Origin of the sequence: Haloarcula amylovorans, assembly GCF_004681185.1 — an archaeon.
Lineage (GTDB): Archaea > Halobacteriota > Halobacteria > Halobacteriales > Haloarculaceae > Haloarcula > Haloarcula amylovorans.
On record NZ_SRIF01000001.1, the window covers coordinates 650,926 to 677,832 of the forward strand.

The 26,907-nt window shown below is 64.0% G+C and carries 29 protein-coding genes and 1 pseudogene; 17 read left to right on the forward strand and 13 right to left on the reverse strand.

Features of this window, described 5'->3' with window-relative positions; genetic code table 11:
* Positions 1 to 9: 9 nt before the first annotated feature.
* Together E4S61_RS03315 and E4S61_RS03320 are read right to left on the reverse strand one after the other, a co-directional pair.
* The gene (locus E4S61_RS03315; RefSeq protein WP_135302479.1) at positions 10 to 1,191 is read right to left on the reverse strand and encodes a PQQ-binding-like beta-propeller repeat protein; all 1,182 of its coding nucleotides are present in this window, start codon (positions 1,189 to 1,191) and stop codon (positions 10 to 12) included.
* A 74-nt stretch (positions 1,192 to 1,265) separates the two neighbouring features.
* Positions 1,266 to 2,672: a class II fumarate hydratase gene (locus E4S61_RS03320; RefSeq protein WP_135302480.1), complete on the reverse strand. Its 1,407-nt coding sequence runs from the start codon at positions 2,670 to 2,672 to the stop codon at positions 1,266 to 1,268.
* 429 nt (positions 2,673 to 3,101) lie between these two features.
* On the opposite strand from E4S61_RS03320, the gene E4S61_RS03325 reads away from it, so the two are divergent.
* From E4S61_RS03325 to E4S61_RS03340, 4 genes are read left to right on the forward strand one after another with little or no spacing between them, the layout of a single operon-like run.
* The gene (locus tag E4S61_RS03325; RefSeq protein ID WP_135302481.1) at positions 3,102 to 3,422 is read left to right on the forward strand and encodes a hypothetical protein; all 321 of its coding nucleotides are present in this window, start codon (positions 3,102 to 3,104) and stop codon (positions 3,420 to 3,422) included.
* Positions 3,423 to 3,434: 12 nt separating this feature from the next.
* Positions 3,435 to 4,505: a carbohydrate ABC transporter permease gene (locus tag E4S61_RS03330; RefSeq protein WP_135302482.1), complete on the forward strand. Its 1,071-nt coding sequence runs from the start codon at positions 3,435 to 3,437 to the stop codon at positions 4,503 to 4,505.
* A complete protein-coding gene (locus E4S61_RS03335) occupies positions 4,502 to 5,428 on the forward strand; it encodes a carbohydrate ABC transporter permease (protein ID WP_135302483.1) in 927 nt (308 codons plus the stop codon). Before E4S61_RS03330 ends, E4S61_RS03335 begins: the two co-directional genes overlap by 4 nt.
* Before the next feature lie 12 nt (positions 5,429 to 5,440).
* Positions 5,441 to 6,583, forward strand: a complete 1,143-nt coding sequence (locus E4S61_RS03340; RefSeq protein WP_135302484.1) for an ABC transporter ATP-binding protein — start codon at positions 5,441 to 5,443, stop codon at positions 6,581 to 6,583.
* A 22-nt stretch (positions 6,584 to 6,605) separates the two neighbouring features.
* Here the strand turns inward: E4S61_RS03340 and fen are convergent, their stop codons facing one another.
* Complete coding sequence (gene fen, locus E4S61_RS03345; protein ID WP_135302485.1) at positions 6,606 to 7,586, reverse strand: flap endonuclease-1; 981 nt, start codon at positions 7,584 to 7,586, stop codon at positions 6,606 to 6,608.
* Between the two features lie 79 nt (positions 7,587 to 7,665).
* On the opposite strand from fen, the gene E4S61_RS03350 reads away from it, so the two are divergent.
* A complete protein-coding gene (locus E4S61_RS03350; protein ID WP_135302486.1) occupies positions 7,666 to 8,481 on the forward strand; it encodes a hypothetical protein in 816 nt (271 codons plus the stop codon).
* Here the strand turns inward: E4S61_RS03350 and E4S61_RS03355 are convergent.
* Entirely contained in the window at positions 8,478 to 9,002 is a 525-nt protein-coding gene (locus E4S61_RS03355) for a GNAT family N-acetyltransferase (RefSeq protein ID WP_135302487.1), read from the reverse strand. The genes E4S61_RS03350 and E4S61_RS03355 overlap by 4 nt on opposite strands.
* A 76-nt stretch (positions 9,003 to 9,078) precedes the next feature.
* Here E4S61_RS03355 and E4S61_RS03360 point away from each other — a divergent pair, with 76 nt between their 5' ends.
* A complete protein-coding gene (locus tag E4S61_RS03360) occupies positions 9,079 to 9,681 on the forward strand; it encodes a class I SAM-dependent methyltransferase (RefSeq protein ID WP_135302488.1) in 603 nt (200 codons plus the stop codon).
* A complete protein-coding gene (locus E4S61_RS03365) occupies positions 9,678 to 10,094 on the forward strand; it encodes a DUF3054 domain-containing protein (RefSeq protein WP_135302489.1) in 417 nt (138 codons plus the stop codon). The genes E4S61_RS03360 and E4S61_RS03365 overlap by 4 nt, the downstream gene beginning before the upstream one ends.
* Positions 10,095 to 10,178: 84 nt before the next feature.
* Here E4S61_RS03365 and E4S61_RS25190 read toward each other — a convergent pair whose 3' ends face one another.
* Complete coding sequence (locus tag E4S61_RS25190) at positions 10,179 to 10,346, reverse strand: DUF7331 family protein (RefSeq protein WP_164509614.1); 168 nt, start codon at positions 10,344 to 10,346, stop codon at positions 10,179 to 10,181.
* A gap of 467 nt (positions 10,347 to 10,813) precedes the next feature.
* Between E4S61_RS25190 and E4S61_RS03370 the strand changes: the two genes are divergently transcribed.
* Positions 10,814 to 11,047, forward strand: coding sequence for a hypothetical protein (locus E4S61_RS03370; RefSeq protein WP_135302490.1), 234 nt, complete (start codon positions 10,814 to 10,816; stop codon positions 11,045 to 11,047).
* Positions 11,048 to 11,125: 78 nt separating this feature from the next.
* On the forward strand, positions 11,126 to 12,133 hold the full coding sequence (locus E4S61_RS03375; RefSeq protein ID WP_135302491.1) for an ornithine cyclodeaminase family protein: 1,008 nt from the start codon (positions 11,126 to 11,128) through the stop codon (positions 12,131 to 12,133).
* On the opposite strand, the gene E4S61_RS03380 is transcribed toward E4S61_RS03375, so the two are convergent.
* From E4S61_RS03380 to srp19, 3 genes are read right to left on the reverse strand one after another with little or no spacing between them, the layout of a single operon-like run.
* Complete coding sequence (locus tag E4S61_RS03380) at positions 12,130 to 13,158, reverse strand: presenilin family intramembrane aspartyl protease PSH (protein WP_135302492.1); 1,029 nt, start codon at positions 13,156 to 13,158, stop codon at positions 12,130 to 12,132. The genes E4S61_RS03375 and E4S61_RS03380 overlap by 4 nt on opposite strands.
* A 57-nt stretch (positions 13,159 to 13,215) precedes the next feature.
* Entirely contained in the window at positions 13,216 to 13,443 is a 228-nt protein-coding gene (locus E4S61_RS03385; protein ID WP_135302493.1) for an H/ACA ribonucleoprotein complex subunit GAR1, read from the reverse strand.
* Positions 13,440 to 13,718 carry a signal recognition particle subunit SRP19 gene (srp19, locus tag E4S61_RS03390; protein WP_135302494.1) on the reverse strand — a complete coding sequence of 93 codons (279 nt, stop codon included), beginning with the start codon at positions 13,716 to 13,718 and terminating at the stop codon, positions 13,440 to 13,442. Before srp19 ends, E4S61_RS03385 begins: the two co-directional genes overlap by 4 nt.
* A 90-nt stretch (positions 13,719 to 13,808) precedes the next feature.
* Between srp19 and E4S61_RS03395 the strand changes: the two genes are divergently transcribed.
* Complete coding sequence (locus tag E4S61_RS03395) at positions 13,809 to 14,555, forward strand: CAP domain-containing protein (protein ID WP_135302495.1); 747 nt, start codon at positions 13,809 to 13,811, stop codon at positions 14,553 to 14,555.
* A 71-nt stretch (positions 14,556 to 14,626) separates the two neighbouring features.
* Positions 14,627 to 14,890 carry a DUF2250 domain-containing protein gene (locus E4S61_RS03400; protein WP_167768395.1) on the forward strand — a complete coding sequence of 88 codons (264 nt, stop codon included), beginning with the start codon at positions 14,627 to 14,629 and terminating at the stop codon, positions 14,888 to 14,890.
* Here E4S61_RS03400 and E4S61_RS03405 read toward each other — a convergent pair.
* Together E4S61_RS03405 and coxB are read right to left on the reverse strand one after the other, a co-directional pair.
* On the reverse strand, positions 14,887 to 15,318 hold the full coding sequence (locus tag E4S61_RS03405; RefSeq protein ID WP_135302497.1) for a MaoC family dehydratase: 432 nt from the start codon (positions 15,316 to 15,318) through the stop codon (positions 14,887 to 14,889). The genes E4S61_RS03400 and E4S61_RS03405 overlap by 4 nt on opposite strands.
* Before the next feature lie 275 nt (positions 15,319 to 15,593).
* Positions 15,594 to 16,343 (reverse strand): annotated as a pseudogene (gene coxB / locus E4S61_RS03410) (cytochrome c oxidase subunit II); the annotation flags it as partial.
* A gap of 488 nt (positions 16,344 to 16,831) precedes the next feature.
* Between coxB and E4S61_RS03415 the strand changes: the two are divergent.
* Both E4S61_RS03415 and E4S61_RS03420 read left to right on the forward strand, forming a co-directional pair.
* The gene (locus tag E4S61_RS03415) at positions 16,832 to 18,130 is read left to right on the forward strand and encodes a cohesin domain-containing protein (protein WP_209309433.1); all 1,299 of its coding nucleotides are present in this window, start codon (positions 16,832 to 16,834) and stop codon (positions 18,128 to 18,130) included.
* Positions 18,131 to 18,232: 102 nt separating this feature from the next.
* Positions 18,233 to 19,204: a glycosyltransferase family 2 protein gene (locus tag E4S61_RS03420; protein WP_135302499.1), complete on the forward strand. Its 972-nt coding sequence runs from the start codon at positions 18,233 to 18,235 to the stop codon at positions 19,202 to 19,204.
* Positions 19,205 to 19,236: 32 nt separating this feature from the next.
* Here E4S61_RS03420 and E4S61_RS03425 read toward each other — a convergent pair whose 3' ends face one another.
* A complete protein-coding gene (locus E4S61_RS03425; RefSeq protein WP_167768396.1) occupies positions 19,237 to 20,763 on the reverse strand; it encodes a lipopolysaccharide biosynthesis protein in 1,527 nt (508 codons plus the stop codon).
* 143 nt (positions 20,764 to 20,906) lie between these two features.
* Here E4S61_RS03425 and E4S61_RS03430 point away from each other — a divergent pair, with 143 nt between their 5' ends.
* Positions 20,907 to 21,830, forward strand: a complete 924-nt coding sequence (locus E4S61_RS03430) for a glycosyltransferase (RefSeq protein ID WP_135302501.1) — start codon at positions 20,907 to 20,909, stop codon at positions 21,828 to 21,830.
* Here the strand turns inward: E4S61_RS03430 and E4S61_RS03435 are convergent.
* Entirely contained in the window at positions 21,827 to 23,254 is a 1,428-nt protein-coding gene (locus E4S61_RS03435) for a polysaccharide deacetylase family protein (RefSeq protein ID WP_167768397.1), read from the reverse strand. The genes E4S61_RS03430 and E4S61_RS03435 overlap by 4 nt on opposite strands.
* 239 nt (positions 23,255 to 23,493) lie before the next feature.
* Between E4S61_RS03435 and E4S61_RS03440 the strand changes: the two genes are divergently transcribed.
* From E4S61_RS03440 to E4S61_RS03450, 3 genes are all read left to right on the forward strand, one after another.
* Positions 23,494 to 24,141 carry a hypothetical protein gene (locus E4S61_RS03440; RefSeq protein WP_135302503.1) on the forward strand — a complete coding sequence of 216 codons (648 nt, stop codon included), beginning with the start codon at positions 23,494 to 23,496 and terminating at the stop codon, positions 24,139 to 24,141.
* Positions 24,142 to 24,248: 107 nt separating this feature from the next.
* Entirely contained in the window at positions 24,249 to 25,646 is a 1,398-nt protein-coding gene (locus E4S61_RS03445; RefSeq protein ID WP_135302504.1) for a heme o synthase, read from the forward strand.
* Positions 25,643 to 26,317 (forward strand): DUF7546 family protein, encoded by a 675-nt coding sequence (locus E4S61_RS03450; RefSeq protein ID WP_135302505.1) that lies wholly within the window; start codon positions 25,643 to 25,645, stop codon positions 26,315 to 26,317. The genes E4S61_RS03445 and E4S61_RS03450 overlap by 4 nt, the downstream gene beginning before the upstream one ends.
* Before the next feature lie 33 nt (positions 26,318 to 26,350).
* Here E4S61_RS03450 and E4S61_RS03455 read toward each other — a convergent pair whose 3' ends face one another.
* A complete protein-coding gene (locus E4S61_RS03455) occupies positions 26,351 to 26,905 on the reverse strand; it encodes a hypothetical protein (protein ID WP_135302506.1) in 555 nt (184 codons plus the stop codon).
* Between the last annotated feature and the right edge of the window lie 2 nt (positions 26,906 to 26,907).

The window sequence follows — 26,907 nt, forward strand, 5'->3', positions numbered from 1 at the left end:
AACTCAAAGTCACTCGGGGTCTAGTCGGACCAAGACGTTCCGGTCACCTTCGGCGGTCTCCTCGGTCGCGTGAGCGTACAGCGAGCCGTTCGCGGCGGATAGCTGGCCGACGTAGTGGCCAATATTCGCCGTGAACCGTGCGGCTTCGACACGGACGCTCCCGACGCCGATGCCACCGCCTGGCCTGAGCGCACGGAGACGATCACCGCCGACGTAGATAGTGTCGCCGACGATGACCGGAGCGTGGTCGCCTGTCGTCCCCAGACCGACCCGCCACCGATGCTCGCCGCCCTCGGCCCCGACGGCGTGAAGTTCGCGGCCGCCGTCGGCGTACACCGTGCCGTCCGCGACACCGATACCGCCCTTCGCGAACCCGCCGATTTCGGTCGACCACTTTCGCTGACCGCGGTGGCCCAGCGCGTACAGGTTGCCGTCGAAACAGCCGACGAAGATGCGTCGACCCGCCATCGTCGGCGTACACTGGACCGCGTCGGGTAACCCAGTCCGCCAGTATCCATCACCGTCGCTCGCGGCGAGTGCGTACACGTCGCCGCCTTCCGTTACGGCGACGACGAATGGCGGCCTCACCGCGACTGGCTGGCGAATCTGGCCGAAGAGGCGGCGCTGCCACGCTATCTCGCCGGTCTCGCGGTCGAGTCGGAAGACGGTCTCGCCGGCGGCGACGAATAGCCCGCTTCCCTCGTACCCGACCGTCGGTCCAGCGGTGGGAGAGCCGAACTCACGCGACCACTGCTGCTCGCCCGATTCGACGTCGAACGCCCGGGCTCGCTCGTTGCCGGTGACGTATGCGGTCCCGTCGTAGACCGCCGGCGCAGCCCAATAGCTCGCTCCCTGGTTTCCCGGGTCGACCGACCAGCGCTCCTCGCCGCTCTCCGCGTCGAGTGCCAACATATCGTTGCCGACTGTTGTGAGGACGGTGTCGCCGACGACGACCGGTTCGGCGGTGACCAGCCCCGACTCCACACGCCAGCGTTCGGTGACGCCGGATCGCGGTCCCGACCCCGCTGGAACGTATCGCGTGTGCTGGCGGTCGTGTCCGGTCGTCGGCCAGTTCGTGTCGTCGCCGGCGGCGTCCGCCGCGTCGTCGTATCCCGAATCGATTTGACAGCCTGCGACGCTGGCCGTGCCAGCGACTCCCGCTGATGCGAGGAAGCTACGTCTGGAGGGCATCGAATTTGCGTTTTATCTAGAAAAGCATTATGTTGTGGGGCAGCCGGCACCGCGTCACTTCGAATGTCGATCCGCTACTCGTCGCCTAGAATCCCTCTCTCCGTCATCTTCTTCGGGTCCAGTACCTCGTCGACCTCGTCTTCGTCGAGGTAGCCCTCTTCGAGGACGACTTCGCGGATGGTCTTGCCGTCGGCGAGCGCCTTCTTCGCGACCTTACTGGCCTTGTCGTAGCCGATTGCGGGGTTGAGCGCCGTTGCCAGCGCCATGCTCTGTTCGACGCGCTCGGCGCAGTGTTCCTCGTCGGCTTCGAGTTTAGCGACGAACTTTTCGGCGAACACCTCGCTCCCGTTGGCGATGAGCCGCGCGGACTGCAGGAAGTTCGAGGCCAGAACGGGCTTGTAGAGGTTGAGGTCGATCTGGCCCTCCGCAGCCCCGGCAGCGACGGCGGCGTCGTTGCCGACGACCTGCTTGTGGACCTGATTGACTGCCTCGGCGACCACGGGGTTGATCTTCCCGGGCATGATCGAGGAGCCGGGCTGATTCTCCGGTTGGTCGATTTCGCCGAGGCCGTTGCGCGGACCCGAGGCGAGCAGTCGGAGGTCGTTGGCAATCTTGTTCAGCGACCCGGCGACAGTCCGCAGTGCGCCGTGGGCCTCTGACATCGCGTCGTGGGCGGCCTGCGCCTCGAAGTGGTTGTCGGCTTCGCGGAACTCGACGCCGGTCTCCTCGCTGATGTACTCGGCGGCCTTCGAGGGAAACTCTGGATGCGTGTTGAGACCGGTCCCAACTGCGGTGCCGCCGAGGGCGAGTTCCGAGAGGCGACCCTCGACGTCCTGCGCGCGCGAGATTCCCTTCTCGACTTGGGTTCGGTAGCCCGAGAACTCCTGTCCCAGCGTGATGGGCGTGGCGTCCTGGAGGTGCGTTCGACCGGTCTTGACGACGTTCTCGAACTCGTCTTCTTTGGCTTTCAGCGCGTCGCGTAGTGACTTCAGCGCCGGGAGAACGTCCTTTTCGACCGCTTCGAGCGAGGCGACGTGCATCGCTGTCGGGATGACGTCGTTGGAGGACTGCCCGAAGTTGACGTGGTCGTTCGGGTGGATCTCGCGGGTGCCAACCTCCCCACCGTAGCGTTCAGTCGCCCGGTTCGAGATGACCTCGTTCGCGTTCATGTTTGAGGACGTTCCGGAGCCGGTCTGGAAGACGTCGACGGGGAACTGATCGTCGTGTTCACCTGCGATGACCTCGTCGGCCGCCTCGACGATGCAGTCGGCTTTCTCCTCGGGGATCATCTCCAAGTCGCGATTGGCCTGCGCAGCGGCCTTCTTGACGATCCCGAGCGCGCGGATGAATCGTCGGCCGAACGTGACCTCGCTGATGGGGAAGTTCTCTATCGCGCGCTGGGTCTGTGCGCCCCAGTACGCGTCGGCCGGAACCTCCATTTCACCGAGACTGTCCTGTTCGGTCCTGAACTCGTCACTCATACGTATGGACGGTCGAACGCCCCCGCGTAAAACCCACCGGTACGGCAGAAATTTCCCGCTGTGCCAACAGGGAAGCCGTCAACCGTTACGTACTTATTCAACACATATTATCAAACTCCACCCGAAACAGGGGTATTCTCAGTTCGTCGTCGACTGGTGAGCACGCCGTCCAGAGAACTGTGATAGAAGTGACCGGTGCCCACGTAGGATTTTCGCATATATTGGCGTCTTGGATGCTTTTATGGATGTATAGTGGACCATGCCACCCCAAACCAAGATGGAGTCGAATAAAATCACGAATTATCACCATAGAACGCCGAGAGCGCCGAATATCGGCGTCTCAGACATCATGAGATATGCATGAATATTCGGAAGCATTAAGTGTTGGGTCTCACCACTTAGGATGAGTTCGACTCCACGGTGACAACCATGACTGACGACCCCTATTCGCATCCAGTCCGCGATCGTGCCACCTGCACGCGAGCGGCGATAGATGCGGACGCCTCCGCCGACCGTGGTGGTCGATCCAGCGAGGAGCCACAGCGCGGCGAGGCGACGACGGGTGCTAGTGGTACACCAGCGGTGTCGACGGCACGACGACTCGCTCACTGGTGGGTGAGCGACGTAGTAGCTGTCCCCGCAACCGAGCGGGGACGGGCGGCGTCTACGGTACTACCACCGTGGGCGTCGGAATCCGTCGCAGACGACGACGCCGTCGGCGTGGTGTACGACGAACTCACGTCCGCGTAGACTGACACAACCATGCGCGAGATATTCAATAGACTCCGAAAAGCCGGGGATACCCTCCGGTCGGCGGCATCGCGGGAGGAATCGGACGACAGACAAATAGCGACGGACGGCGGAGCGGAGGCAGTCGTCGGCGATCGACGACGGGACACGCTCCGAGATTCGCTGCCCGTCCAGTGGGAACTCATCGAGTCAGCCCCGTTCTGGCTACCGCCGGTGTTGCTGGCGGGCTTTTTCGTCTACGGTGCGATCTTCTGGAACATCCTTCTCTCGATGACGGACTTCCAGGGCCTCGGCGAACCCAACTACGGCCAGCTCGATTTCAGCATGTACACGACGATGCTGAGCGACGGGGCGTTCTGGCAGGCGACACAGAACACCGTCGTCTTACTGGTGGTGTTCACGATCCTCTGTCTGGCCCTCGGAATGTTGGTCGCCATACTGATCGACCAGAACATTCGTTTCGAGAACACGTTCCGGACCATCTACCTGCTCCCGATGAGCCTCTCGTTCGTCGTGACGGCGACGATGTGGGCCTGGGTGTACAACGCCAAAAACGGCGTGTTCAACCAACTCCTTCGCCTGTTGAATCTCGAAGGGCTGGTCGTTTCGCTGTTGAAACCCGAGATGGTCAATGCCACTGTCGTTCAGTGGCTCTCTTGGAATACGACGGCGCTCGCGGCGGTCATCTTCGCGCTCATCTGGCAGTTCAGCGGCTACGCGATGGTCGTGTTCCTCGCCGGACTGCGCGCGATCCCCGACGAACACTACGAGGCCGCACGCGTAGACGGCGCGTCGACGGTGCGGATGTACCTTCGCGTCATCATCCCGCAACTGCGCGCCTCCGCCGTCTCAGCGTCCGTCGTGCTGATGGTGTTCGCACTGAAGGCGTTCGACTTCATCTACGCGCTCCGTGGCTCACAGCCGGGCGCGAACTTAGACATTCTGGCGACGATGATGTACCGCGTCGCTTTCAGCAGCCTCCGGTGGGCGTACGGCTCCGCGGTCGCCATCGTGCTGTTCGTTCTCGCGTTGCTCATCATCGGCCCGTATCTCTACAGTGAATACAAGCGAGGTCAACTATGAGTACGTCTAGTCGAAATCCCATTCAGCGGCTACAGAACATGGAGCGCAGCCGTATCGGCCTCTACATCGTCTTGCTGTTCGGGATCGTCTTCTATCTCTTCCCGATGGAGACGGCCGTGATGACGATGTTCAAGACACAGCAGGCGTTCGCTCAGACCGTCCCGTTCGCACCACCGACGGGCGATGGCTTCACGCTAGCCGCACTCCAGACGGCGTGGAACACGCTCCGTCCGGGCCTCGTCAACTCCATGCTGATGGCGATTCCGGCGACCATCCTTTCGGCTCTGCTCGGTAGCCTGACTGCCTATGGGCTCACGACGCTCGACTGGCGCGGCCAGGTCGGCGTCGTCGTGCTCATCATCGCGGGTATCTTCATTCCGTACCAGGCCGTGCTGGTGCCACTCTCGCAGTTCTGGTACCAGATCCTCCCGGACATTCTGAACGGCTTCGTCAACACCGTCTTTGGCTTCTACACCAACGGAAACTGGGTGTACCCGAGCCGAAACGGCAACGTCCAGCTCGTGCAGCTGTCGATTACACACGCTGCGTACGGACTCCCCATGTGTACGCTGCTGTTCCGGTCGTACTACAAGGGCATCTCTGACGAGATGATCGAGGCCGCTCGCCTCGACGGCGCGACGGCGTTCAGCATCTACAAGAACATCATCCTGCCGCTGTCGCTCCCGATGTTCGCAGTGACGCTCATCTACCAGTTCACGCAGGTGTACAACGACCTGCTGTTCGCACTCGTGTTGGTCAATGAACCCTCGGCACAAGTTGCGACCCAGCGACTCACCGCCCTGACAGGCGGTGTTGTCCAGTCGTTCAACACCACGATGGCCGGAGCGATCGTCGCTGCGCTGCCGACGTTGCTCGTGTACGTCTTCTTCGGTGAACAGTTCGCAAAGGGTGTCGCTGAATAGGAGGTTCACAGAATGGCAAATCTAACACTCGACGACGTAACGAAGATATTCCACGACGACGACGAGGGCGAAATCGTCGCCGTAGACAAAGTGTCGGTCGACATCCAGGACGGCGAGTTCCTCTGTGTCGTCGGTCCCTCCGGATGCGGGAAATCCACGACACTCCGGATGATCGCTGGTCTCGAAGAGATCACGTCCGGGGAGATTCGACTCGGCAACGAGATTATCAACGACCAGCCGCCCGCCCAGCGAAATGTGGCGATGGTGTTCCAGTCCTACGCGCTGTACCCCCACATGAGCGTTCGTGAGAACATGGCGTTCGGGCTGGAACAGTCGACGAAGCTCTCGGACGACGAAATCGGCGAACGCGTGAGCGACGCGACGCAACTGCTCGGTATCCACGACCTCATCGACCGGAAACCGGGCGAACTTTCCGGTGGGCAACAACAGCGCGTCGCGCTGGGTCGCGCCATCGTCCGGGACCCGGAAGTGTTCCTGATGGACGAGCCCCTCGCCAACTTAGACGCGAAGCTCCGCTCGGAGATGCGGACGGAACTCCAGCATCTGCAAGATGACTTAGACGTGACGACCGTCTACGTCACCCACGACCAGACGGAGGCGATGACGATGTCCGACCGCATCGCCATCCTCAACGATGGTCGACTCCAGCAGGCCGCGACGCCGCTCGAATGCTATCACGAACCTAACAACCTGTTCGTCGCGGGCTTCATCGGCGAGCCGTCGATGAACTTCTTCGAGGCCGATCGGCAGCGCTCGACGCTGGTCACCGACCACTTCGACTACGAACTCTCGGAGCGGGCCGCGGACGAATTGGGCGACCACACCGATGTCACGCTCGGGATCCGTCCGGAGGACATCGAAGTGATCGAGACGGCGTCTGGCCGTCACGAGTACGACGCGGTCGTCGACGTGGTCGAACCGCGCGGAAACGAGAACACGGTCCACCTCACGTTCGACGGGAACGAGGAGTCACACTTCATCGCGACCGTCGAGGGAATGCGCGAGATCGAGGGCGGCGACCACGTCACGGTTCGGTTCCCCGAGGAAGCCATTCACGTCTTCGATTCGCGTTCCGGTGAAGCGGTTCGGAACCGAAACCTCGACTCCGTCGAGAAAGTCGAATCGGTCGTCTAACGTCCAGGTCGCCGTTTCGCGATCACGTCCAGCGGTCTAACCCTGTCTGGACGACGGACTCTTCGATGCGCTCGAACCCGCGAGTGACTTCATCGGGGTCGACTTCCCACTCCGCGGTGACGAACTGACGCGCGGCCGCCACGTCCGGTTCGATGTCGGTCCTGACCACGTAGTCGTCGGTGACTGCGGGGTCGAGAAACAGGTTTCTGATGCGGTCGGCGTGGTCGATGTGTTCGCCGCGCGCCTCCAGAACGGCGTAGAGGTCGCCGTGTTCGTGTAGCTCTTTGACGGCAGTCTTGGGGCCGATACCGGCGATTCCCTCGTTGAAGTCGGTGCCCATGAGGATGGCAGCGTCGACGAGTTGCTCCCACGTGAGGTCGTGTTCGTCGAGCGTCGCCTCGAAGTCCATCAGTTCGGGGTCGCCACTGGAGGTGAGTTGCCGGAGCGTATAGGGCGCGCCGAACAGCAAGGCGTCGTAGTCTTCAGTGCCGACGTAATCTACGTCACCCTGTCGCGCCATGTACGAGGCCTGTCCCTCGCCCTCGGCCGGCGCGTCGACGATGGGGATGTCGAGCAATTCCAGGAGGTCTCGTGTCGTCTCGACGATGGTCTCGGTGAGTCGCTGAGTGCGCGAGTCGAGTTTGGAGACGCGGACGCTGTCGCCGCTCTCGCGGGCTTCTTCGAGTTCCGCCTCGTACCGTTCACGCTGCTGTCGGCGTTTCTCGACCTCGTCGTCTTTGAGGTCGGTGACTGCGCCGTCGAAGACGAACACCGGCGTTAGGCCGTGTTCGAAGAACTTCGGGAGCCCCTGGACGACGCCGATGAGGTTCGCTACCTCCGTCCCGTCGCTCGTCGTGTACTTCCCGTCGCTCGTGAACTTGACTGTCGTCGTCAGATAGCGATAGAGCCAGTTGTGCGCGTCCACGGCGACGATACTCCCGTCCAAATCGTCGAAAGAGATGTCTTCGATGGCCGCGAGCGAGCGGAGGTCTGCGTTTCCCATTGGCCCTCGTTGGAGGGACAGCGGTTTGAATCTCCCGGGACGGGGAAGATTCAACAGGACGCCGCTGAATTATCTGTCAATGAGCGAAGTCGACCGCCTCAAGCGACCGGAGTACACCGGCGAGAACCGGTGTCTCCCGTGTACGGTCGTCAACAGCGTCATCGCCGTCGGTCTCGCGCTATTCGCCGCCGTCCTCGGATTTCGTGGCGGCGATTCGACGGTCGCGGTCCTCGCCGCGGCCGCCGTCCTGTTGCCCGCCGCCGCTGCCATCTATCTCCGAGGATACCTGGTGCCGGGGACGCCGACGCTGACGAAGCGATACATGCCCGCGAGCGTGCTGGCGCTGTTCGGGAAGGGACCGTCAGCAGCGACGTCGGAAACCGCGACGCCGCCACCCGAGGAGAACGTCGACGTCGAACAGTTGTTGCTCGATATCGGCGCGCTCGAACCGTGTGGCGACGACCTCTGTCTGACCGAGTGGTACAGCGAGGCGTGGCGAGACGCCCTCGGCGAGGCCGACCCGGACCGGACGGCACTACTCGAGCAGTTGGATCTCGACGACACGGACGTCGAGTTCGAGGACCACGGTGAGGCGTTTCGGGCGCGAGTCGACGAGGGGTACGTCGGGACGTGGGAGTCGCGTGCGGCGTTCGAGGCCGACATCGCTGCCGCACGGGTGCTCGAAGACAGCTACGACGAGTGGGAGCGGCTGTCGGTTCGCCAGCGTGGGCAAGTGCTGAACGGCCTGCGGCTGTTCCTCGACACCTGTCCGACGTGTGGCGGCACCCCGACGTTCGGGACGGAGACGGTCCAGTCCTGTTGTAGCGAGTACGACGTGGCCGCGGTCGCCTGCGGGAACTGCGACGCGCGCCTCTTCGAGTCCGAACCGGTCTAAGCCGGGGAGGGGAGAACTGCCGGTGGTCCAGTCTCACGTTTGTCGTCCAGAAACGAGACCTCGTCCGGCGAGAGGTCGCGCTCACGGAACACGTCAAGGCCTGCTTGGTACCGGGACCGACTCCGATCACCGGGCCACGCGAGGGTGAGTTCCGCGAGGCCGCTCTCCTCGCCCGTGAAACACAGCCCCGCGCGGTAGGCCGCCTGATAGGAGAACGGATTGTTGACGCCGATGGTCACTCGTTCGTAGCCCCGTTCTCTCGCTCGCTCTCGGACGAAGCGCAGGAGCCGAGCGCCCAATCGCTGGCCCTGTCTGTCTTCGCGGACGGTGACGTAGCGGATGCACAGCGTCTCGGCGTCGGTTCGGTCGGCGTCGAACGCGGCAGCGGCGACCACGCCGTCGTCGCCGACGACGGCCTTGCCGGTCGAGGTCATGACGAACTTCCCTGCGTAGGCAAATTGTCTGTAGTCGAGGCGCAGGCGATGGCCATCCTCGGGCCACCCCAGTAGCGCGAACTCCATACGCGGGGTTCGGTGCCCGGAAAGTTGTACACTGTGACGGGCGAGGGATTTAGGGCTCGCCCGATAACCGACGAGTATGCACGGCGATGTCGGTCGGTTCGACCGCTTCGCGTGGGCCTACGACCGCGTGATGCCGCCAGCGCGAGCGAGCAAGTTGCGTCGAGGGCTCACGACGGCAGACCGCGACATCCACCGAGTACTCGATGTCGGTGGCGGTTCCGGACGGGCAGTCCGGGCACTCGACCTCCCACGACGAGTCGTCGTGGACGCCGCACCGGGCATGCTCCGGCAGGCGCGGCGACACGGACTCGATGCTGTTGTCGGCGATGCGGGCCGACTCCCCATCGCGACGGCGAGTGTGGACGCCGTGTTGATCGTCGACGCGTTGCATCATATGGGTGCAGTCGAAGACGTGCTGACCGAAGCCCGTCGCGTTCTGCGTCCGGGTGGCGTCCTCGTCGTCAGAGAGTTCGATCCGCGGACGCTCCGCGGACGAGCAGTGGTGGCCGCAGAACACCTCGTGGGCTTCGAGTCTACCTTCTTCCGGCCGGACGAACTGGCGACGCGAATGGCGACGGCGGAGTTCGCCCCACACGTGGTCGAACGGGGCTTTGGCTACACGGTAGCTGGCGTCGCGAACGGGACAGGGAAGTACGGGGAGTCCGAACGCGACGTATGAGCGTCTCGACGGTCGGATGGCGACGCATCGAACCGTCCGCGCGGACGGCGGTACTGGCGGCCGGTGACCTCGCGGCGATCCTCCTCTTCGTCGCGATCGGCGAGTACCAACACGGCTACAATCCACTCGTCGACGTGGGGCGTGTCGCCGGCACGTTCGCGCCGTTCCTCGTCGGGTGGGTGCTGATGGCCGGGGCGGCAGGACTCTACGCGACCGACGCGACGGCTGACCTTCGGCGAACGCTCGGCATCACCGTCGTCAGCTGGATACTGGCTGTCGTCGTCGCGATGGCGCTACGCGCGACTGCAGTGTTTCAGGGTGACGCGGCACTGACCTTCGCCTTCGTCTCGATACTATTCGGCGGGGCATTCCTCTGTCTCTGGCGAGCGATCGCGACGCTCGCGTTCTCTTGATTTCAAAAATGAAAATGGGTCTGAGAGATGTCGTGTCCGTCTGCCGTCGTCGTGTCCGTTACTGAAGCGAGTAACGTGCCACGGTCAGCGGAGTTCGTCTACGTGTAGCGACACTGTCGACTGGATCCACGCTTGGTGGTTCTCCCGATCGTAGATGACGAACTCTTCGTCACCGATGTTCAGCTCGGCGTAGCGTCGTGCCGATTCGTCCATCGCGGCGTCGTTCGTGTCGTCCGTGGCGTTCGTACTCATTGGTCTCGAGGGCAGTCAGCGGGTTCGCTTCTTTGTCCCTCTATCGAGGACTATCCTGGCGTATATAATAAGCGCTCGGACCCAATTATCACCCGAGAAAACAACCGAGGATCGAGCAGTAGTATCCGAATCTATGGTTCTCAGAAGTTGAAACAGACCTTTGGATCGCAGCTTCGTTCAGACGCCGATCGCGATGGATGGCCTACTCGCTATCGGGCCTGACGGAGTTGACAGAACTCGGTTACGTTTGCTCGGGGTCCGCAACGCTGCTGGATAGCCCCTACACGCCGCTCAGAGAATAACCGGTATCGGTCCGCTACTGCACGATTCTCGAACCATACCTTTCTATAAGTTATGGGGATTATCCACAACACCGTCGTATAGAATATCGAGTGCCTACATGAAATACTATCCAGTGTTTACGGGAAACACTTATGTACCCATGGGACAAAGTATAGTTTACACTTATGACGGGTTACTACGACATTGTCCTCGGTCTTATCCCGCTCGCAATGGCTGGAATCACCGGTGTTCTCTCGATTGCCGGGTTCGCGCTGACGACCGCCATTCCGATGGCCTCTGTCGTCGCGGTGGGTCTTATCGGCCACGCGATGTTCGTCCGCGCACCCGTGGACCCGGTCCCGGAGCCGGCCGCGCAGGCGGACGCGATGCAGTCCGACTCGCTCCAGAGCGCCGACTAACTGGGTCACGTCGTAGTCTCGACTGCTGCTGATTTTGCTGTCCCGTACGTTAACAAGCGGTCGCTCGAAACGGGGCGTATGCCCACCGACGCGACTGCGCTGTTCCTCACGAGCGACGAGATCGCCGAGATCGCCGACCCCGCCGACTACGTGGACCCCGTCCGCGAGGGGTACCGGGAGCGAGGCGAGGGTGCGCCGGCAGAACCTCGAACGACGCTGTTCAACGACGACCCCGCCGGGATGCTCACCGGGTACCTCGCCATCTTGCCCGAGACGGGTGCGATGGGCGGATACACCTACGCCGCGGGGTTCGGCGGCCACGACGCTCACTTCTCGTTGCCCATCTTCGATGTGGAGTCGGGCGACCCGCTGGCACTCTTAGACGGTGCGAGTATGAATCCGCTGAAGACCGGGGCTGCGGGTGCGGTCGGCGTCGACGCGCTCGCGCGACGGGACGCAACGGACCTCGCGGTCATCGGGAGTGGAACGCAGGCTCGCGGACAGGTGCGAGCGGCCGCGACGGTCAGAGACTTCGACCGTATCGAGGTGTACTCGCCGACACAGGATCATCGCCAGTCGTTCGCGGCAGAGATGAACGAGAACCTGGACGCGACCGTCGCCGCCGTCGCCTCGTCGGCGGCGGCCGTCGAGGGCGCGGACGTGGTCATCACGGCGACGAACGCTAGCGACCCGGTGTTCGACGGCGACGTGCTCGAACCGGGCGCACACGTCACGGCGATGGGGCAGTATCACCCGGAGAAACGCGAACTGGATACGACGACCATCGAACGAGCGACGTACGTGCCGGACCTGCGCGCTCGCGTCACGCAGGACGCCGGGTCGTTTATCCACGCGATGGAGGAGGGTGTCGTCGACGAAGACGACGTCCACGCCGAACTCGGCGAGGTCGTCGCCGGTGGGGAGTCGGGTCGAACCTCATCCGAAGAAATCACCGTCTTCGACTCGGGCGGAACGGCGATCGAGACCGTCGCGGCCGGGAAGCTGCTGTACGACCGCGCCCGCGAGGCGGGGGTCGGCGAGGAGATCGAATTCTCGCCCGCCAGCGGGGCGATGGACGGCCGTTAGACGTACGGACCGAGACCGAGCGCGTCGACGAGGGAGATCCCAGCCGCGAGCGCACCGAGGACGTAGCCGGCAATCGTCCCGCCGTTGAGGAGTGGCAGTCCGGCGTGTGCGCGGCCTTTGAGGACCATCCAGAGGAGGATCGCGAGGCCAACGAAGGTTCCGATCATCGCCGAAAGCGCCGGGAGCGACACCCCGAGGACGGTCGTGACGCCCTCGGGCGCGAAGAAGGCGGCGCTGGCGACCAGGACCGTCGGGATGACGGCGTCGCCGAGCCCGATGAACAACGCGTCCCGTTCGAGCGCACCGTCGTCAGACTCGTCGATTCTTTCGTCTCCGTCGGTCGCGCCAGTTGGATGTTCCGCGTCACCGCCGTCCGCTGCGGCGTCCGCATCACGTTCGCCGGTCGGATCCGGCGTTTCCGCATCGAGGAAGGAGTACGACGTCGAGAGCGGAATCACGAGGACGACGGGGACTTTCAGGTCCATCACGCCCGAGGCCAACGTCAACATGTGCTCGGTGCCGTAGACGCTGATGGCGTCGTAGACGGCCAACACCGTGAGCAAGACGAGCGACGGCAAGATGCCGAAACTGATGCCGAACAGCCCCGCGCCGGCCGCGCCCATCACCGCGCCGGCGGTGTCGATGACGTACCACTCGGGGTGGACCAGCAGGGCGATGCCGAGGACTGCCGCGAGACCGACCGCGAGGACGTTGATGCCCCCGTACGTGACGACCGGTGGAATGATGACACGGAACACGTACAGCGAGAGCCACGCGCCCGAGAAGACGACGAGGCCCCGTATCAGCTGGTCTGCGTCGTAGCGAAACGCCAGCAACATCACGCCCGTCGCGACGAGGATGCCCAATATGTAGAAGATGCTGTTGGCCGGATCCGACGGGTCCTCGACGGCCTGATACCCCGCGCTCTGGAACGGCTCGACCAGCGCGAGCGCGCCGAGTTGCACGAACAGGAAGATACCCGCGATGAGCCCACACCCCGCGACAGCACGCCAACGCCTATCCATGTCACAACGTGTGCGAGGCCGTGATTTGAGGGTTACGGACGCGCGGACGAATAGCCGTTACCGCGCGTACAGCGTGGTGCCCAGTAGTCCGGGGAGATGCACGTCGTCAGACGGCGAGACGGCCATATACGGTCGGTCGACTGGGCCGAAGACGTCGACGACCGATCCGACCGTCGTCAGTTCCTCGTCTACGGTCGCCGTTCCCACGTCCGCATACCCTTCGTCGGGCGAGCGGACCACCGCGAGACCTTGGGCGACTCTGACGACGGAGCCGACGCGCTTCATTCGCGCAGCGCCTGCAAGTAGGCGGCGACGGCACCGAGGAGGTCGGTCTTCGTGGCGTCGTCGGCGTTCTTCACCAGCACGCGCCCGCGGGCCTCGTACTCTCGCGGATACGTCTTGTCCCGCTCGATGACGGCGTCGTAGCCGATCTGCTGGACGGCCTTGGCGATCTCGTCCACAGTCGGGTCCGGGATAGCGATGTCGCGGGGGACCCGTCGGCCTTCGCTGCGCGAGCGCTCCGCGTCGAAGGCCGCCGGCCAGATTACGTTCTCGACCATACCGCTACTGCCCTCCCCGGGCTAAAGTGCCTTTCCGATGGCGTCCGGTGAGGGTACACTTACATATTAGAACAAGTAACCGAATAGCAGATGGTCAACAAGGTTCTCATCGGTTTAGCAGGGGTGGTCCTCCTCTCGGCCGTCAGCGTCGGTGTGATAATCGGGACGCAACTCGACGGCGGGTTGGCGAACACACCGACTGAGACGCCGACGGAATCACAGGAGAGTATCGAAACGGCGACAACGACACCTGCGCCAGCGACGGCGACGAAGACGGCGACGAAGACGGCGACGCCCGTTCGAACCGAGCGGCGAACGTCGATGCCGCCGTCGCGGTTCAACGAGACGGCCATCTCTCAGTACATCGCCACGTACGTCAGCGACGCACGGGCCGAGGAAGGAATCGACAGGTTCGAGACTAACGGGAGAACCGCAAAGCGCGTCGAGCAGATGGCACAGGGCCACAGTGAAGCGATGGCCGAGGCTCGAAACGCGGCCCACACCATCGATGGCGTCACCAGCGCCGAGCGATACGAGAACCACGACCTGACGCAGTACTGTGAGTTCAAGTCGGCCGAACACTCCTACATCGAAACCCCCAGACGGAATCGCTTCGAAGCGGTCGGCAAGACCGTCGCCGGACAGGCCTACGAAGCGAACGGCGAGACGCGGTTCAACGCGAACGACAGCGCCGTCGCACGGGCGATAGCCGATGCGTGGCTGGATTCCAGTACCTACCGAGAGCGACTGTTTCTCGCCAACGCGGAGCGACTCGGCGTCGGCGTGGTCGTGACCGAAAATGGTGACGTGTACGCGACGGCGAACATCTGCGGGTGACCAGTTAGCCATCCGGTTACCGGCCGATACGTTTAACATACATCCGCTCATCAATCATGACATACGGTATCATGACCCAACCACCTGCGCAGTCGTTGCCGTCGGCCGACTCGAAGCTCCTCGAAACGCTCGCTGAAACCGCGCCCGAGTACCCGACCGTCGCCGCTAGCCGCTGTCCCGTCCCGGTGGACGACGCGCGGGAACGGTGTGAGCAGCTCGCGGCGGCGGGGTTGGTAGAGCGGGTGTCAGAAGAGCCAGTGTACCGCGTCACCGACGACGGCCGTCACCTCGTAGCCACTACCGAGGAAACGGCGTACTCCGCGACCAGCGACTAGCGCCGTTGCCAGAGGACCTGTCCGACCATCGAGAGGACGGTCTCGTCGGCGTCGGTGGTCGTCGTTATCTCCGTGGCGACGCGACCGCGCGCGTCGTCCCACACTTCTTTCTCGACGATTTCGGTTCGCACTGAGAGTACGTCGCCTGGTCGAACCGGTGCCGGCCACCGAAGTGAATCGACGCCAAGCGCGCCCATTGCCCCGGTCCCCGAGAGCCGATGGTCGACGAGCAATCGCATCGTCATCGCCGCCGTGTGCCACCCGCTTGCGACCAGTCCGCCGAACATCGACTCCTCGGCGGCTTCCTCGTCCGTGTGAAACGGCTGTGGGTCGTACTGGCCTGCGAACGTCGTTATTTCCTCTCGGGTCACCTCGTACTCGCCGAACGTCTCCGCGTCGTCGACAGTGAGGTCTTCGAAGTACTCCATACCGACCGCTAGCGGGGTCGGATCCTAACAGTTGTGAGGGAAAAATCGAGTTGGTGTCAGTTTGCGGTCTGGGTCGCCTGTGCGGTCCCCGTGCTCTGGTTCGTCTGGGTCTGGGTGGCTGCACCGGACTGCGTCGGCTGTGCAGTTTGCGTGGCCTGTCCAGCCTGGGTTCCCTGCGGCGTTCCCGTGGTCTGGGTCCCCTGAGGCGTTTGCGTACCCTGCGGCGTCCCCGTCTCGGTGCCAGACTCACTGGTCTGGTTACCCGCCTGGCTCGTCTGGTTGCCGGATTGGCTACTCTGGTTGGCCTGTTGTTGGACCCACTGGTCGTACTCGTCCTGTGGCATCACGACGACTTCGCCGAGCATCTGGGAGTGGCCGGAGCCACAGTACTCCGCACAGTAGAGCTGATAGGTTCCGGTCTCCGTCGGCTTCGTCGTGAGGCGATTGTACTGTCCGGGGAAGGCGTCGGCTTTCAGCCCCAGACTCGGGACGTGGAACGCGTGGAGCCAGTCGCGTGACGTGATTCGTAACTTCACGGGTTTATCGACTGGGAGCCGAAGCGTCCCGGTCGAGGTTGCCTGTGCCTCGTTGCCGAAACTGGAACCGTTGTGGTAGAACGACCATCCGTATCGATACGCTTGCACCTCGATATGCTCGGGGTTCTCCTGCTGGATGTTCGCTCCTTGCGCTTCGGCCGTGACGTAGGGGTTAGCCAGCACCTGATAGGAAGCGACGCCGACGAACAGGAGGATGATCGCGGTTGCGACCGTCCACGTGATTTCGAGTCGGCGGTTCTCCATCGTTGGCAGTGGCTCCTCCTGTTTGCGGAAGCGCCAGACGGTGTAGATGAGGATCCCCTCGACGAGAACGGTGATCGGGATCGCGACGTAGAGCAGATTCATGTTCAGGTCCCAGATCTGCTCTACCGTCGTCGAGGCGGACGGCTGTGCGGCGACCGGTTCGACGGCGAGCGCGAGTAACGCCGCGCCGAACAGAGCGGCAAGACCGACACGTCTCCGGGTCATGCTCGCGGCTTAGGAAGTCACGAATAAATAACTGCTGTCTTCGGTTTCGCGGGGGCGGAATCCCCCCGTCGTCGCCGAGACACGATAGCGTCCCCTCCTCTCTGTTCTCGGCCGTTCTGCCTTCGTTCGTTCGGTCGGCGTCCAGCGCAGTCTCCACTCGGACTAGACGGTTCCGAACGGTGAGTAACCGGTTACTGATAGCTTTGTAAGGAAATTGAAGGCACGATAACTCGACCATTACCAAGCCACTTATCGCCGCTTTATCGCACGCATGTCGGACCAGCGCTGGCCCAGCAGACCGATCCCGCGTTCACTACCTCCCGACGAGCGGTCGGACAGCATCGAGAGTCTCGGTACAGTGAGGGGTGGGAAGCGCCCACAGAGGGGGACGGCCTGGTGACGGGGCCCGGCGATGTAGTCCGACTTCGACGGCAGCGCCGAGTACACAGTCGGCAGTACCCGCTGCCGTCCGACGAGAGAACCTCAATATGAAGATACGGAAACCACAGAACAGAGCGAGCGCGAGTAGTCTGCTAGTTATCGCATTGGCCGTCGCCGTCGCCTTCGCGGGTGCTGGCGCGGCCGCGACCGCTATCGGTCCAACAGACGGTGGTGACGGAGTCGCTCAGCAACAGGCACCCGGCGGCGTCACCGTAACGCTGCAGCCCGGCAGTTCGACGGTCGACGCCGGCGGAACGACGACCTACGACATCGTCGTCGAGGGCGCGAGCGACGGTGTCGGTGCGGCGACGTACACCGTCGGCGTCGGCGATACGAGCGTGGCGACCATCACAGACATCTCCACGGCCGGCGGCCCGTCGTTTGACGAGACCACCGTCGCGAGTGACGGCTCCGAAGCCACGGTCTCGATGGCTGGCATGAGTTCGTCACCGAGCGGGACCGTGACGATAGGAACAGTTACCGTCGAGGGGAGCGCGAGCGGCACGACGCCCGTCTCGCTGTCGGTCAGCGCCATCGGCACCATCGAGGGACAGGAATACAGCGTGTCCGGCACGCCGGACGCGTCGATTACTGTCGCCGACCAGCAGGACGGAGAAGATGGTCAGGACGGAGACGACGGCGATGACGGCCAAGACGGCGATGATGGAGACGACGGCGATGACGGACAAGACGGAGATGACGGTCAAGACGGAGATGACGGAGACGATGGAGATGACGGAGACGACGGACAAGACGGCGATGACGGTCAGGACGGAGACGACGGCGATGACGGCCAAGACGGAGATGACGGAGACGATGGCGATGATGGTGACGACGGTCAAGACGGAGACGACGGAGACGATGGCGATGATGGAGACAACGGCGATGACGGCCAAGACGGTGACGACGAAGATGAGCACGACCACGAAGAGGGAGACGGCAAAGACGGTGACGACGCCTACTACCAGATCGACCTCGTCAAAGGCGAGCCGATAGCGGAGTTCGGCGACGCCGACAGCGAGAAGTTCTACAGTGACCAGAAGCGCCTCATCAAGTACATCCACGGTAGTTCCGACGACGCGATCACGCGGCACGGGCAGCCCTCGACGCTGTGCGAGGAGACGAAAGACTGTGTCGAAGTCGAGGACTACGATGTGGAGGACGGCGAGGCGACGATGACGTTCGAAGTCAAGAAGGACTGCGAACTGAAACTCTCGCTGGTGAGCTACGAGAAGGAAGGCCCCGGCTGGAGCCGCGAGCGCGCGGACCAGCAGGAACTCGAAGACTCGGTGACCGACACGTACGACCACGGCACTTACACGGTGACAGTCGACGTGCCCGAGTAGCGCCGTAACCGCCACAATACACCGTTTTTTCGACGCTCATCTTTCGCGTCACCGCCCGTATAAATTGACTAACAAAGTGGTTCGTCCGCCGAGAGTCGGCTGATGGGTGCTGGTGACTCCCCGCTGGTTAGCGTCGTCGTGCCCACGTACGAGCGGCCGACGTTCCTCACAGACGCCGTCGAGAGCGTCCTCGATCAGCGGTACCGACCGATAGAACTGGTAGTCGTCGACGACGGGTCGACCGCGGATGTCGAAGCGGCGCTCGACGATGCGACGTTCGCCGACGCGTCGCTTTCGGACCTCACCCGGTTCACAGTCTGTCGCCACGACGAGAACCGGGGCGCGAACGCCGCCCGAAACACTGGCATCGAGGCTGCGACCGGCGAGTACGTGGCGTTTCTGGACGACGACGACCGTTGGGAGCCGACGAAGCTCACTCGGCAGGTGGCAGCGTTGCGGACGGCCGACGACGCGGCCGTCGCGTTCACCGGCCAGCGATGTGTCGACGCGTCGGGGACGACCACCGCCGTCACGCGCCCGGCGACGGACGGGGAGTTTCTGCGCAATCTGGTTTCGGGCGTCGAGTATGGTCCGTTCTCGACGGTCGTGGTCCGCACGTCTGTGTTCGACGAGGTCGGCGTCCTCGACGAGCGGTTTCCGTGTTGGCAGGATAAAGAGTGGTACCTCCGTCTCGCCACTGCAGTCGAGTGCGTCGCCGTCCCCGATCCGCTGACGATTCGACGGTTCACCGGCCACAGCCAGATATCGGACGACTACGCGCGAAAGCGCGATGTCGCGTTCCCGCTGTTGGTCGAGAAGCACCGTGAGACCGTCGCAATCCGTGGGGAAGCGTACGAGCGGGCGTTTCTCGCCTCACTACTGCGCGAACTCGCAGTCGCCGCCGCCCGGAACGAATGCCGCCGCGAGGCGGTCTCCTATCTGCGACGGTCACTCCGCCACCGACCGACGACGCTTCGCACCTACGCGTACCTCCTCGCGTCGCTCGGCGGCAAGTACACGTGGATTCCGGCCAGAGCGTGCCGACGCACGCTCGCGCGAGCGTTCGACAGTTGAGTCAGCCACCGCGAGTAGTCGGCTACCGAAAGTCAGGTGAGCGCGTCGCGGACGACGGCGATGTCGTCTTCGAGTTCCGTCTCGAACGCCCGCGTGCCCAGAACGAGGAAAACAGGATAGACGACGACACCCACCGCGACGAGACAGCACAGCGCCGCGAGTGCCGAAATCGGGGGGAGCGCCGCCGCCGTCGCGAGGACGACGACCCCCATCGAGAGCGACGCGCCCGCCGGGACGCCGACCGCACGGAGAAGTCGCAGCACGCGCCCGTCGACGACGCGAAGCGCGACGGCGAGCGCGACCGGGTTCTGGACGACGGCGCTCAAGACGAGGACGCCGGCGACGCCGCTGAAGCCCCATCGGAGGGCCGCCGGATAGACGAGGGCTGCGGCAATCGCGAGCCGCGACAGCTGAAGGACCGTGCTGTACTGGGGTCGCCCGGTCGCCTGAAAGAGCGGGCCGACGACGGCAACCAGCGCCCGGAGCGCTCCCCAGAAAGCGAGCAACCGCATCGCGCCGACCGCGGGAAGCCAATCGGGACCGAGGACGGCCCGAACGAAAACGGGTGCGACCACGGCGATGCCGACGGCCATCGGGAACGCGAGGCTGACGACGACCCGAACCGTCCTGAAAAACCCCTCACGGAGTCGCTCTATGTCGTCCTGAACTTTCGAGAACGCCGGGAACGTCGCCTTCGAGACGACGTGGCTCACCTCCGTCGCGGGCGCGTTCGAGAGCCGGAACGCCATCTGGTAGAACCCGAGCGCAGACGCTCCGAGCAACCAGCCGACGAGCGCGTCGTCGCCCTGATTGAGGGCCAGCAGCACCAGTCCAGAGCCGAAGATCCACTTCCCGAACCCGAGCAGTTCCCGCGCCGCCGCAGCGTCGAACGCGAAACCGGGCCGATAGCCGTGGATACCGTGTGAGACCGCGGTGCGGACAGCCGTGCCCGCGACCACTCCCACCACCAGCGCCCAGACGTTCTGATAGACGAGGGCGATTACGACGGCGACAGCCACCTGTGCGACAGTTCCCGAGAGCGTGTAGACGAACTGGCGGTGAAAGGCCAGCTCCTTCCGGAAGTAGACGACACCTGGATTGCGAAGGCCCGCGAGGAGCGGTGAGAGGGCGAGCACCGGGAGTATCGACCGCAACTGCGGTTCGGCGAACACCCCGGCGACGGCTGGCGCGGCGGCGACGGTGACAGCGGCGATGGCGACGCCGCGGGCGATCGTGAGGGCCCACGTCGTATCGAGGTAGGCGTCCACGTCGGCCTCCTCGCGCTGTATCAGCGCTTCGTCGAGACCGAGTCGAGAAATTCGTCGAAGCACGGCGAGGACGAGCAGTCCCAGACCCAGGAGACCGAAATCAGCGGGAGCGAGCACTCGCGCGAGGACGACGAACATCCCGAGGCGGAGGACCCGGTCGGTGACCGTCAGCAGCGACAGCCAGACACCGCCGGTCGCGGTTCGCTCCAGAACAGAATCGCCTGGCGTGAGGAGTCGCGGGACCAGTCGAACGAGTCGAACTGCGCCGACGAGTCGTGATACGAGTCCCACAGCGGCGCTGTGAGCGGGGTTTCGCAAAGTTATGTGACTCCTACGGCCAAAGCGGCGTGTCGCTATCGGAGCGGACCGAGTCGGAGCAGCGTGGAAGTCAGTACATAGTAATACTGGCATCGGCCGGTATCGCAGGCAGCAAGATGGTTCCCGACGGAGCCGCGCCGACCGTCTCGGTGATCGTCCCGGTGTACGACGATCCCGAGGGCGTCGACCGGACGTTGCAGGCACTTACTGAGCAAACGGCCTCGACGCCCTACGAGGTGCTGGCGGTCGACAACGGGTCGACCGACCGGACGCCGGCGGTCGTCGCGTCGTACTGTCGAGACCACCCGGACCTCGTCGAACTCCTCGTCGAGGACGAGATTCAGGGCTCCTATGCGGCCCGCAACACCGGTATCGAGCAAGCGAACGGCGAGATACTGGCGTTCATCGACGCCGACATGCGGGTCGAACCCACGTGGATCGACGCGGTGGCCGAAACCATGCAGACGGAGCGGTACGTCGGTTTCGACGTGCAGATCGAGGGACGGCCCGCAGACGGCCCAGTCGTCGCGTACAACCACGTTTCAGAGTTCCCGATCGAACGCTACGTCGAGGAGGAACAGTTCGCGCCGACCTGCTGTCTCGCAGTTCGACGCGAGGTCGTCGAAGCCGTCGGTCGGTTCGACGAGCGATTCCGTTCGTCCGGCGATCTGGAGTTCGGTCGTCGGGTCCACGACGCCGGGTTCGAGCAGGCATTCGACTCGTCAGTGACGATGTACCACCCGCCGCGGTCGGTGCCGGCACTCCTGAAGAAGTACGTCAGAGTCGGCCGCGGAATCGGCCAGCGTCGGCGGTACTACCCGGAGCGATTCGACAGACATCCGCTGTTTACGCCCGCCAACTACCTCCCGACGGTCTCGCCCCGAAAGCTCCGGGACTCCGCAACGGAAGTCCAGGGCCGGGCCGAGACGGCGTTGCCGCTCTATACCCTGTGTCTGTTCTACGTCTTAGAGCAACTCCAGAACGTGTGCATGGGGGTCGGCCGGCTGGCCGATAGCGTCGCGGCCAACGGCGACCGTTAGTCGTTCGCCCACGCCGCGGCCAGTTCGTTCATCGTCGCGTCGTCGATCTTCTTCCCGTTCGTGCGGGGGACGTACTCGTTCTCGCGGTACCAGTGGACCGCTCGTTGGGCCTCGCTGCCCTCGAAGCTCCCGTCGCCCGCCACCGCCTCGCGGATGGAGAGCGGGACGATCTCTTCGACCGGCGGCGACTGGAGCTCGGTCAGTTGTTTCGACGGTCGAATCGCTTCGATGCTGCCACTGGCGATTCGGTCCATCGTCGCCCGGAAGTCGGCCTCGGAAATCCAGCCGCTTGCGCCGACCTGATGGTAGGCTAACACCGCAGTCTGGTTGTACTTCTCGGCCAGGTCGAGCACGTCGTAGACGCGGTCCAGTTCCTCGCCGAACACACGACCGACGGTTAGCGGGCCAGTGAGTTGCCGCCCATGAGGCATGCTAGCGTCTGTGACTGCGAAGTAGTGATAATCGCTGACGATATCCCGTATTCGCGGAGAGTTGCCGCTCCAGGGGTAGGAGAACATGGACGCGCCGCGCTCGAACCCGCGTTCGAGGAGCCACCGCTTGTTCTCCTCGATTTGCGCGCGGGCATCCGCGTCGGGGAGGTCGGGGAGGTATCTGTGGTCGACCGTGTGACTGCCAATCTCCCAGCCGGCGTCACGCATCTCGCGCATCTCGTCTTCGCCGAGGTAGTCGCTGCTGCTGGCCCGCCCCGAGTTTATCATCGTGAGCCCGGGAATGCCGCGGTCTTCCATGATCGGCAGCGCGTTCGTGTACTGGGTGATGCCGCCGTCGTCGAACGTGACCATGACTCGCCCCGTATCAGCCCGTTCGGTCGTCCGCAGGTCGTCGACCCACACCCGGAGGTCGGTGTCGAAGTCGCGGTAGAAATCCAGAGAGATGGCGTCGACGCTGCTGAGGTCCGGATCACCGTACTCGCTGGTGACGCCGAGGTCGATGCGGAACCACCCGTACGATTTCGTGATCGTCCGGCGGCGCATCGTGACTGAGTCACTGCCGTTGTAGACGTTGACGTCGAGCTGTTCGGTCGATGGACTCTCCAGTCGGAGCGCGATGGAGAGGTCCTTGTTCGAGAGGTCGATCGGGTCGTCGAACTCCCGAACGATTTCGAGATCGGTTCCCTCGTCCGGGCCCAAGAGCAGTTCGGCGGACTGATCGCCGCGATAAGGCTGGTCAGTCATGGCGTTGAGGTGCCCCGACTGTGCCGTCCACAGACTCAGGTCCTCGAAGTCGTCTAACAGTTCACCGCTGTCGGCGTAGCGCTCCCTGCTGTCGAAGGCCGTCGTAAGCAGCGGATGTTCGGTCGCCGCTCGTGCCTGCCCGATACCGTAGGTCGTTCCCAGTGCGGTGAGCGCCGCGGCCCCCCGCTTGAGTAGCCCGTGACGTGAACCCGGTTCGTAACGCGTCATGTCAGAATAGCTGTCGATACTGCTACCCACCGCATTGTTATGCCGCCGCTTGCCATCTGGACGATAGTTTATAGAGCGCCTGACAGGCGCGATATCGAACGAAGGCGGCGTATTATTCGGGCAACACGCTCCATAACAATACTCGGAACTGCCGAAGCCAGCGTACTGATGCATCCAGCGTCTCGCGCGCCTGACCGCACCGCCTCACAGTCGCTTCGAGCGACTCGTCCCCAGTAACCATGCTTCGGCACTCTCGCGGCGTCGCCGCCGTCGTTTGCCTGCTCGTGCTCGCCGTCCTCGCACCGACGGCCGCCGTCGCCGCTCCCGCCGACGCCGTCGGCGTGACCACGACTGTCTCGGACACCACGGTCGAGCCCGGCGATACGATCATCGTCGAAGCGACTATCGACGGCGACGGCGTCCACGGACCACTTATCGACGCCACCACCCCTGACGGCTGGACGTTCGAGGCGACCGACAACGGCGGCGGCACGTACAAGTCCTCGACGAACGAGTGGCTGTGGCTCACCGCCGGGGACTACACCATCACGTACACGCTCACCGTTCCCTCGACGGCCTCGGCTGGCGAGTACACCGTCGAGAACGAGGGGTCCGGCATCTACCCCTCGACTTCAGAGTACGTCTCCGACACCGACGCCGTCACCGTTACCGTGGAGTCGACGCAGACGATGACGGTGCGCGAGGCCGTCGCGAGTTACGGTGACGGCGACGACTCTCAGGTCGAGGACGGCGAGATTCAGCAGGCCGTCAACTGGTGGCAGACCGATACCGAGGTGCCCGGGACCAACGGCGAGACCATTGACGACGCGACCATCCAACAGCTCGTCTCCGACTGGGTGACCGGGGCCGAAATCGGCGGTAACTGAGTCGTCGGGCCTACGGGACTTCGTTCTCTCTCACGCCCGTCGTCTGAACGTGGCTTCTCGACGGGAAAAGCGAGGAGTCTAAGTGTGCGCCGTCGAAGGATACAGTAATGGCAGAGAGCCGTACGTTCACCGGGTCGTTGGCCGCCACCGCCGTCGGCGTCTACCTCCTCGTCATCGCCGGCGCGACGGCCGCCATCACCGACGCGGTGACCGCCTGTACCTCGTGGCCGCTCTGTCAGGGACCGGTGACGCTCTCGAACCCGTCCCTGTTGATAGCCAGCGGCCACCGCCTGACCGCCGCGATCGTCGGCGTCCTCGCGCTCGTCACCGTCGTCCTCGGACTTCGCGCGGTAACGCGCCGTCGCGTCAGAGCCGCGCTGTTAGTCGGACTAACGCTGTACCCGATACAGGTGGCACTGGGCGCGTTCGTCGCCACCTCCGGCGCGGCCGGACAGCTCCCCGGAATGCACCTGGCCGTCGGCATGGCCATCTTCGGCGCGTTCGTCCTCGCGCTCGCGTGGCACCTCGAAGCCGAGACCGGCAGCGACGACGAGGAACCCGTCGACGACCTCTCACCGGCCCCGATGCCCGAGGAGAGCGAGGACGACTCGGTCCCGAGAGCCCCGCTCTCGACGCGAGAGCGGATTCTCGGCACCGCGTACGCCTATTTCCGACTGATGAAACCGCGGCTGATGTGGCTCTTGTGTCTGGTCGCCGCCGCGGGAATGGCGCTGAAGGCTGGCCAGTCGCTCACCGTTCGGACGGTGCTGCTGACCCTCGGCGGCGGCGTCCTCGCTATCGGTGCGTCGGGCACCTTCAACCACGTCCTCGAACGCGACATCGACAAACGGATGGACCGGACCTCCGACCGCCCCATCGCCACGCATCAAATTCCGGTGCGCAACGCGATGACCTTCGGCGTCGCGCTGGCAGCGGCCGCGATGGCGCTGTTCTGGCAGGTGAACGTCCTCGCGGCGGCGCTGGGGCTGACGGCCATCCTCTTTTACAGCGTCATCTATACGCTCGTTCTCAAACCAAACACCGTCCAGAACACCGTCATCGGCGGCGCGGCAGGGGCACTCCCGGCACTCATCGGGTGGGCGGCGATCGACGGGACCATCGGGTTGGCGGGGCTGGCGCTCGCCGGCGTCATCTTCCTCTGGACGCCCGCGCACTTCTACAACCTCGCGCTTGCGTACAAGGACGACTACGAGGCCGGCGGCTTCCCGATGATGCCCGTGGTCCGCGGCGAGACGGAGACGCGCAAGCACATCGTCTACTACCTCGGCGCGACGCTGGTCGCCTCGGGGATACTGGCGGCGCTCACGTCGCTCGGGTGGCTATACGCGCTCACGTCGGCGACGGTCGGCGGCGTGTTTCTCTGGGCCGTCGTCCGTCTCCACCGCGAGCAGACCGAGGAAGCCGCCTTCCGGGCATTCCACGCCTCGAACGCGTACCTCGGTCTCCTCCTGTTAGCCATCGTCGCCGACGCGCTCGTCCTATGAGTACCATCACTCGTCGCTTCGACCCGTCGTTCGACCACGAGACGCTGCTGTACGGTGCGTTGCTTCTCAACACTGAGCTACTGCTGGTGGCGATGCACGTCCTCTTTGGTGGGACAAGCGCCACCTCGTGGCGCGGGGTCGCCCAGTACGTCTACCCGCTGGTCTGGATCAACGCCGGCCTGCTAGTCGTATTGAAGACGACACCGCCACCCACGTCGACGAAACAGCGCCGCCGTGCGCTGGCCGTCGGCGTCGCCTACTTCCTCGTCTTGGCAGTCATCGGTGGGATCGTCCGGCCCGGGTCGCCCGATATCGTCTCGTACGTCCAGTTCAACCTCCTGAAGCTCCCGCCGGGGTGGAACCCGATGCTGGCGTACTTCGGGAACGTCGTGTCGGTGACGCTCATCCCGTACAAACTGGTGGGATACGGCGCATTATCGTATCTCGTCTACGTGATGGTGCTGGATACGTCGGGACTCTCACTCGGGAGTCTCACGGGCCTCTTCTCCTGTGTCTCCTGCGTACTGGGGATTCTGGTACCGACGATATCGAGCGTGCTGGGTGGGACCGCCGCCGCCGTCGGCCAGTTGGTCCCGCAATCGTATGGCGCGGCGACGGTCGTGTATCTGATCTCGCTCGCGTTGCTGTACTGGCGGCCGATCAGGCGATAGGCTTTGAAACGGACCGAGTCGACTCCGCTCGGCTTAGGTCAGGCGACACTTTCGCGGGTCGCCGGCCCGCCCGAGGAAGAACAACAAGAGCAGGAGACCACCGACCCGGAGGAGGTCGCCGTGAAATGGGAGCACCGCGAGCGCGCCCGTAAATCCGAGAAAGCCGAGGACGCCCGCCCCGCAACTCGCACAACCGGACGCGACGAGACCGGGGAGGACACCGGTCAGGTCCGAGAGGCTGGACAGGCCGGCCACGCGCAACTGTACGGCGACGTTGACGACGGCGACGCCGGTGAGGACGGCGTAACTGACGATGAGACTGACGCCGAAGACGCCGATGGACCGATACGTCGTATCCAGCAGGTCAACGAAGGCTCGGACCAGATACCGCTGAACGCCGGCCCCGAGCATCTGCATCGTGTACGTCGGGAACGTACTCAGGATGAGGAGGACGAAGGTGACGACGGCGAGGGCGGCGGCTGCGAGTACCCGAGTCCACGACGTGAGGGGATACGTCAGCGCCGCGCCCAGTCGTCTGCCGAATTGGTCGAGACGGTGTCGCCAGCCATCGGTAGCGCGCTCGGCCATCG

Bases quoted from the DNA above. Each gene is read 5' to 3' on its own strand.
- E4S61_RS03315 (WP_135302479.1), bottom strand. From the start codon at position 1,191: ATGCCCTCCAGACGTAGCTTCCTCGCATCAGCGGGAGTCGCTGGCACG.
- E4S61_RS03320 (WP_135302480.1), bottom strand. From the start codon at position 2,672: ATGAGTGACGAGTTCAGGACCGAACAGGACAGTCTCGGTGAAATGGAG.
- E4S61_RS03445 (WP_135302504.1), top strand. From the start codon at position 24,249: ATGGCAGAGAGCCGTACGTTCACCGGGTCGTTGGCCGCCACCGCCGTC.
- E4S61_RS03360 (WP_135302488.1), top strand. From the start codon at position 9,079: ATGCACGGCGATGTCGGTCGGTTCGACCGCTTCGCGTGGGCCTACGAC.
- E4S61_RS03455 (WP_135302506.1), bottom strand. From the start codon at position 26,905: ATGGCCGAGCGCGCTACCGATGGCTGGCGACACCGTCTCGACCAATTC.
- E4S61_RS03435 (WP_167768397.1), bottom strand. From the start codon at position 23,254: ATGACGCGTTACGAACCGGGTTCACGTCACGGGCTACTCAAGCGGGGG.
- E4S61_RS03370 (WP_135302490.1), top strand. From the start codon at position 10,814: ATGACGGGTTACTACGACATTGTCCTCGGTCTTATCCCGCTCGCAATG.
- fen (WP_135302485.1), bottom strand. From the start codon at position 7,586: ATGGGAAACGCAGACCTCCGCTCGCTCGCGGCCATCGAAGACATCTCT.
- E4S61_RS03415 (WP_209309433.1), top strand. From the start codon at position 16,832: ATGAAGATACGGAAACCACAGAACAGAGCGAGCGCGAGTAGTCTGCTA.
- E4S61_RS03325 (WP_135302481.1), top strand. From the start codon at position 3,102: ATGACTGACGACCCCTATTCGCATCCAGTCCGCGATCGTGCCACCTGC.
- srp19 (WP_135302494.1), bottom strand. From the start codon at position 13,718: ATGGTCGAGAACGTAATCTGGCCGGCGGCCTTCGACGCGGAGCGCTCG.
- E4S61_RS03385 (WP_135302493.1), bottom strand. From the start codon at position 13,443: ATGAAGCGCGTCGGCTCCGTCGTCAGAGTCGCCCAAGGTCTCGCGGTG.
- E4S61_RS03355 (WP_135302487.1), bottom strand. From the start codon at position 9,002: ATGGAGTTCGCGCTACTGGGGTGGCCCGAGGATGGCCATCGCCTGCGC.
- E4S61_RS03420 (WP_135302499.1), top strand. From the start codon at position 18,233: ATGGGTGCTGGTGACTCCCCGCTGGTTAGCGTCGTCGTGCCCACGTAC.
- E4S61_RS03395 (WP_135302495.1), top strand. From the start codon at position 13,809: ATGGTCAACAAGGTTCTCATCGGTTTAGCAGGGGTGGTCCTCCTCTCG.
- E4S61_RS03340 (WP_135302484.1), top strand. From the start codon at position 5,441: ATGGCAAATCTAACACTCGACGACGTAACGAAGATATTCCACGACGAC.
- E4S61_RS25190 (WP_164509614.1), bottom strand. From the start codon at position 10,346: ATGAGTACGAACGCCACGGACGACACGAACGACGCCGCGATGGACGAA.
- E4S61_RS03400 (WP_167768395.1), top strand. From the start codon at position 14,627: ATGACCCAACCACCTGCGCAGTCGTTGCCGTCGGCCGACTCGAAGCTC.
- E4S61_RS03335 (WP_135302483.1), top strand. From the start codon at position 4,502: ATGAGTACGTCTAGTCGAAATCCCATTCAGCGGCTACAGAACATGGAG.
- E4S61_RS03440 (WP_135302503.1), top strand. From the start codon at position 23,494: ATGCTTCGGCACTCTCGCGGCGTCGCCGCCGTCGTTTGCCTGCTCGTG.
- E4S61_RS03330 (WP_135302482.1), top strand. From the start codon at position 3,435: ATGCGCGAGATATTCAATAGACTCCGAAAAGCCGGGGATACCCTCCGG.
- E4S61_RS03375 (WP_135302491.1), top strand. From the start codon at position 11,126: ATGCCCACCGACGCGACTGCGCTGTTCCTCACGAGCGACGAGATCGCC.
- E4S61_RS03350 (WP_135302486.1), top strand. From the start codon at position 7,666: ATGAGCGAAGTCGACCGCCTCAAGCGACCGGAGTACACCGGCGAGAAC.
- E4S61_RS03430 (WP_135302501.1), top strand. From the start codon at position 20,907: ATGGTTCCCGACGGAGCCGCGCCGACCGTCTCGGTGATCGTCCCGGTG.
- E4S61_RS03450 (WP_135302505.1), top strand. From the start codon at position 25,643: ATGAGTACCATCACTCGTCGCTTCGACCCGTCGTTCGACCACGAGACG.
- E4S61_RS03380 (WP_135302492.1), bottom strand. From the start codon at position 13,158: ATGGATAGGCGTTGGCGTGCTGTCGCGGGGTGTGGGCTCATCGCGGGT.
- E4S61_RS03365 (WP_135302489.1), top strand. From the start codon at position 9,678: ATGAGCGTCTCGACGGTCGGATGGCGACGCATCGAACCGTCCGCGCGG.
- E4S61_RS03405 (WP_135302497.1), bottom strand. From the start codon at position 15,318: ATGGAGTACTTCGAAGACCTCACTGTCGACGACGCGGAGACGTTCGGC.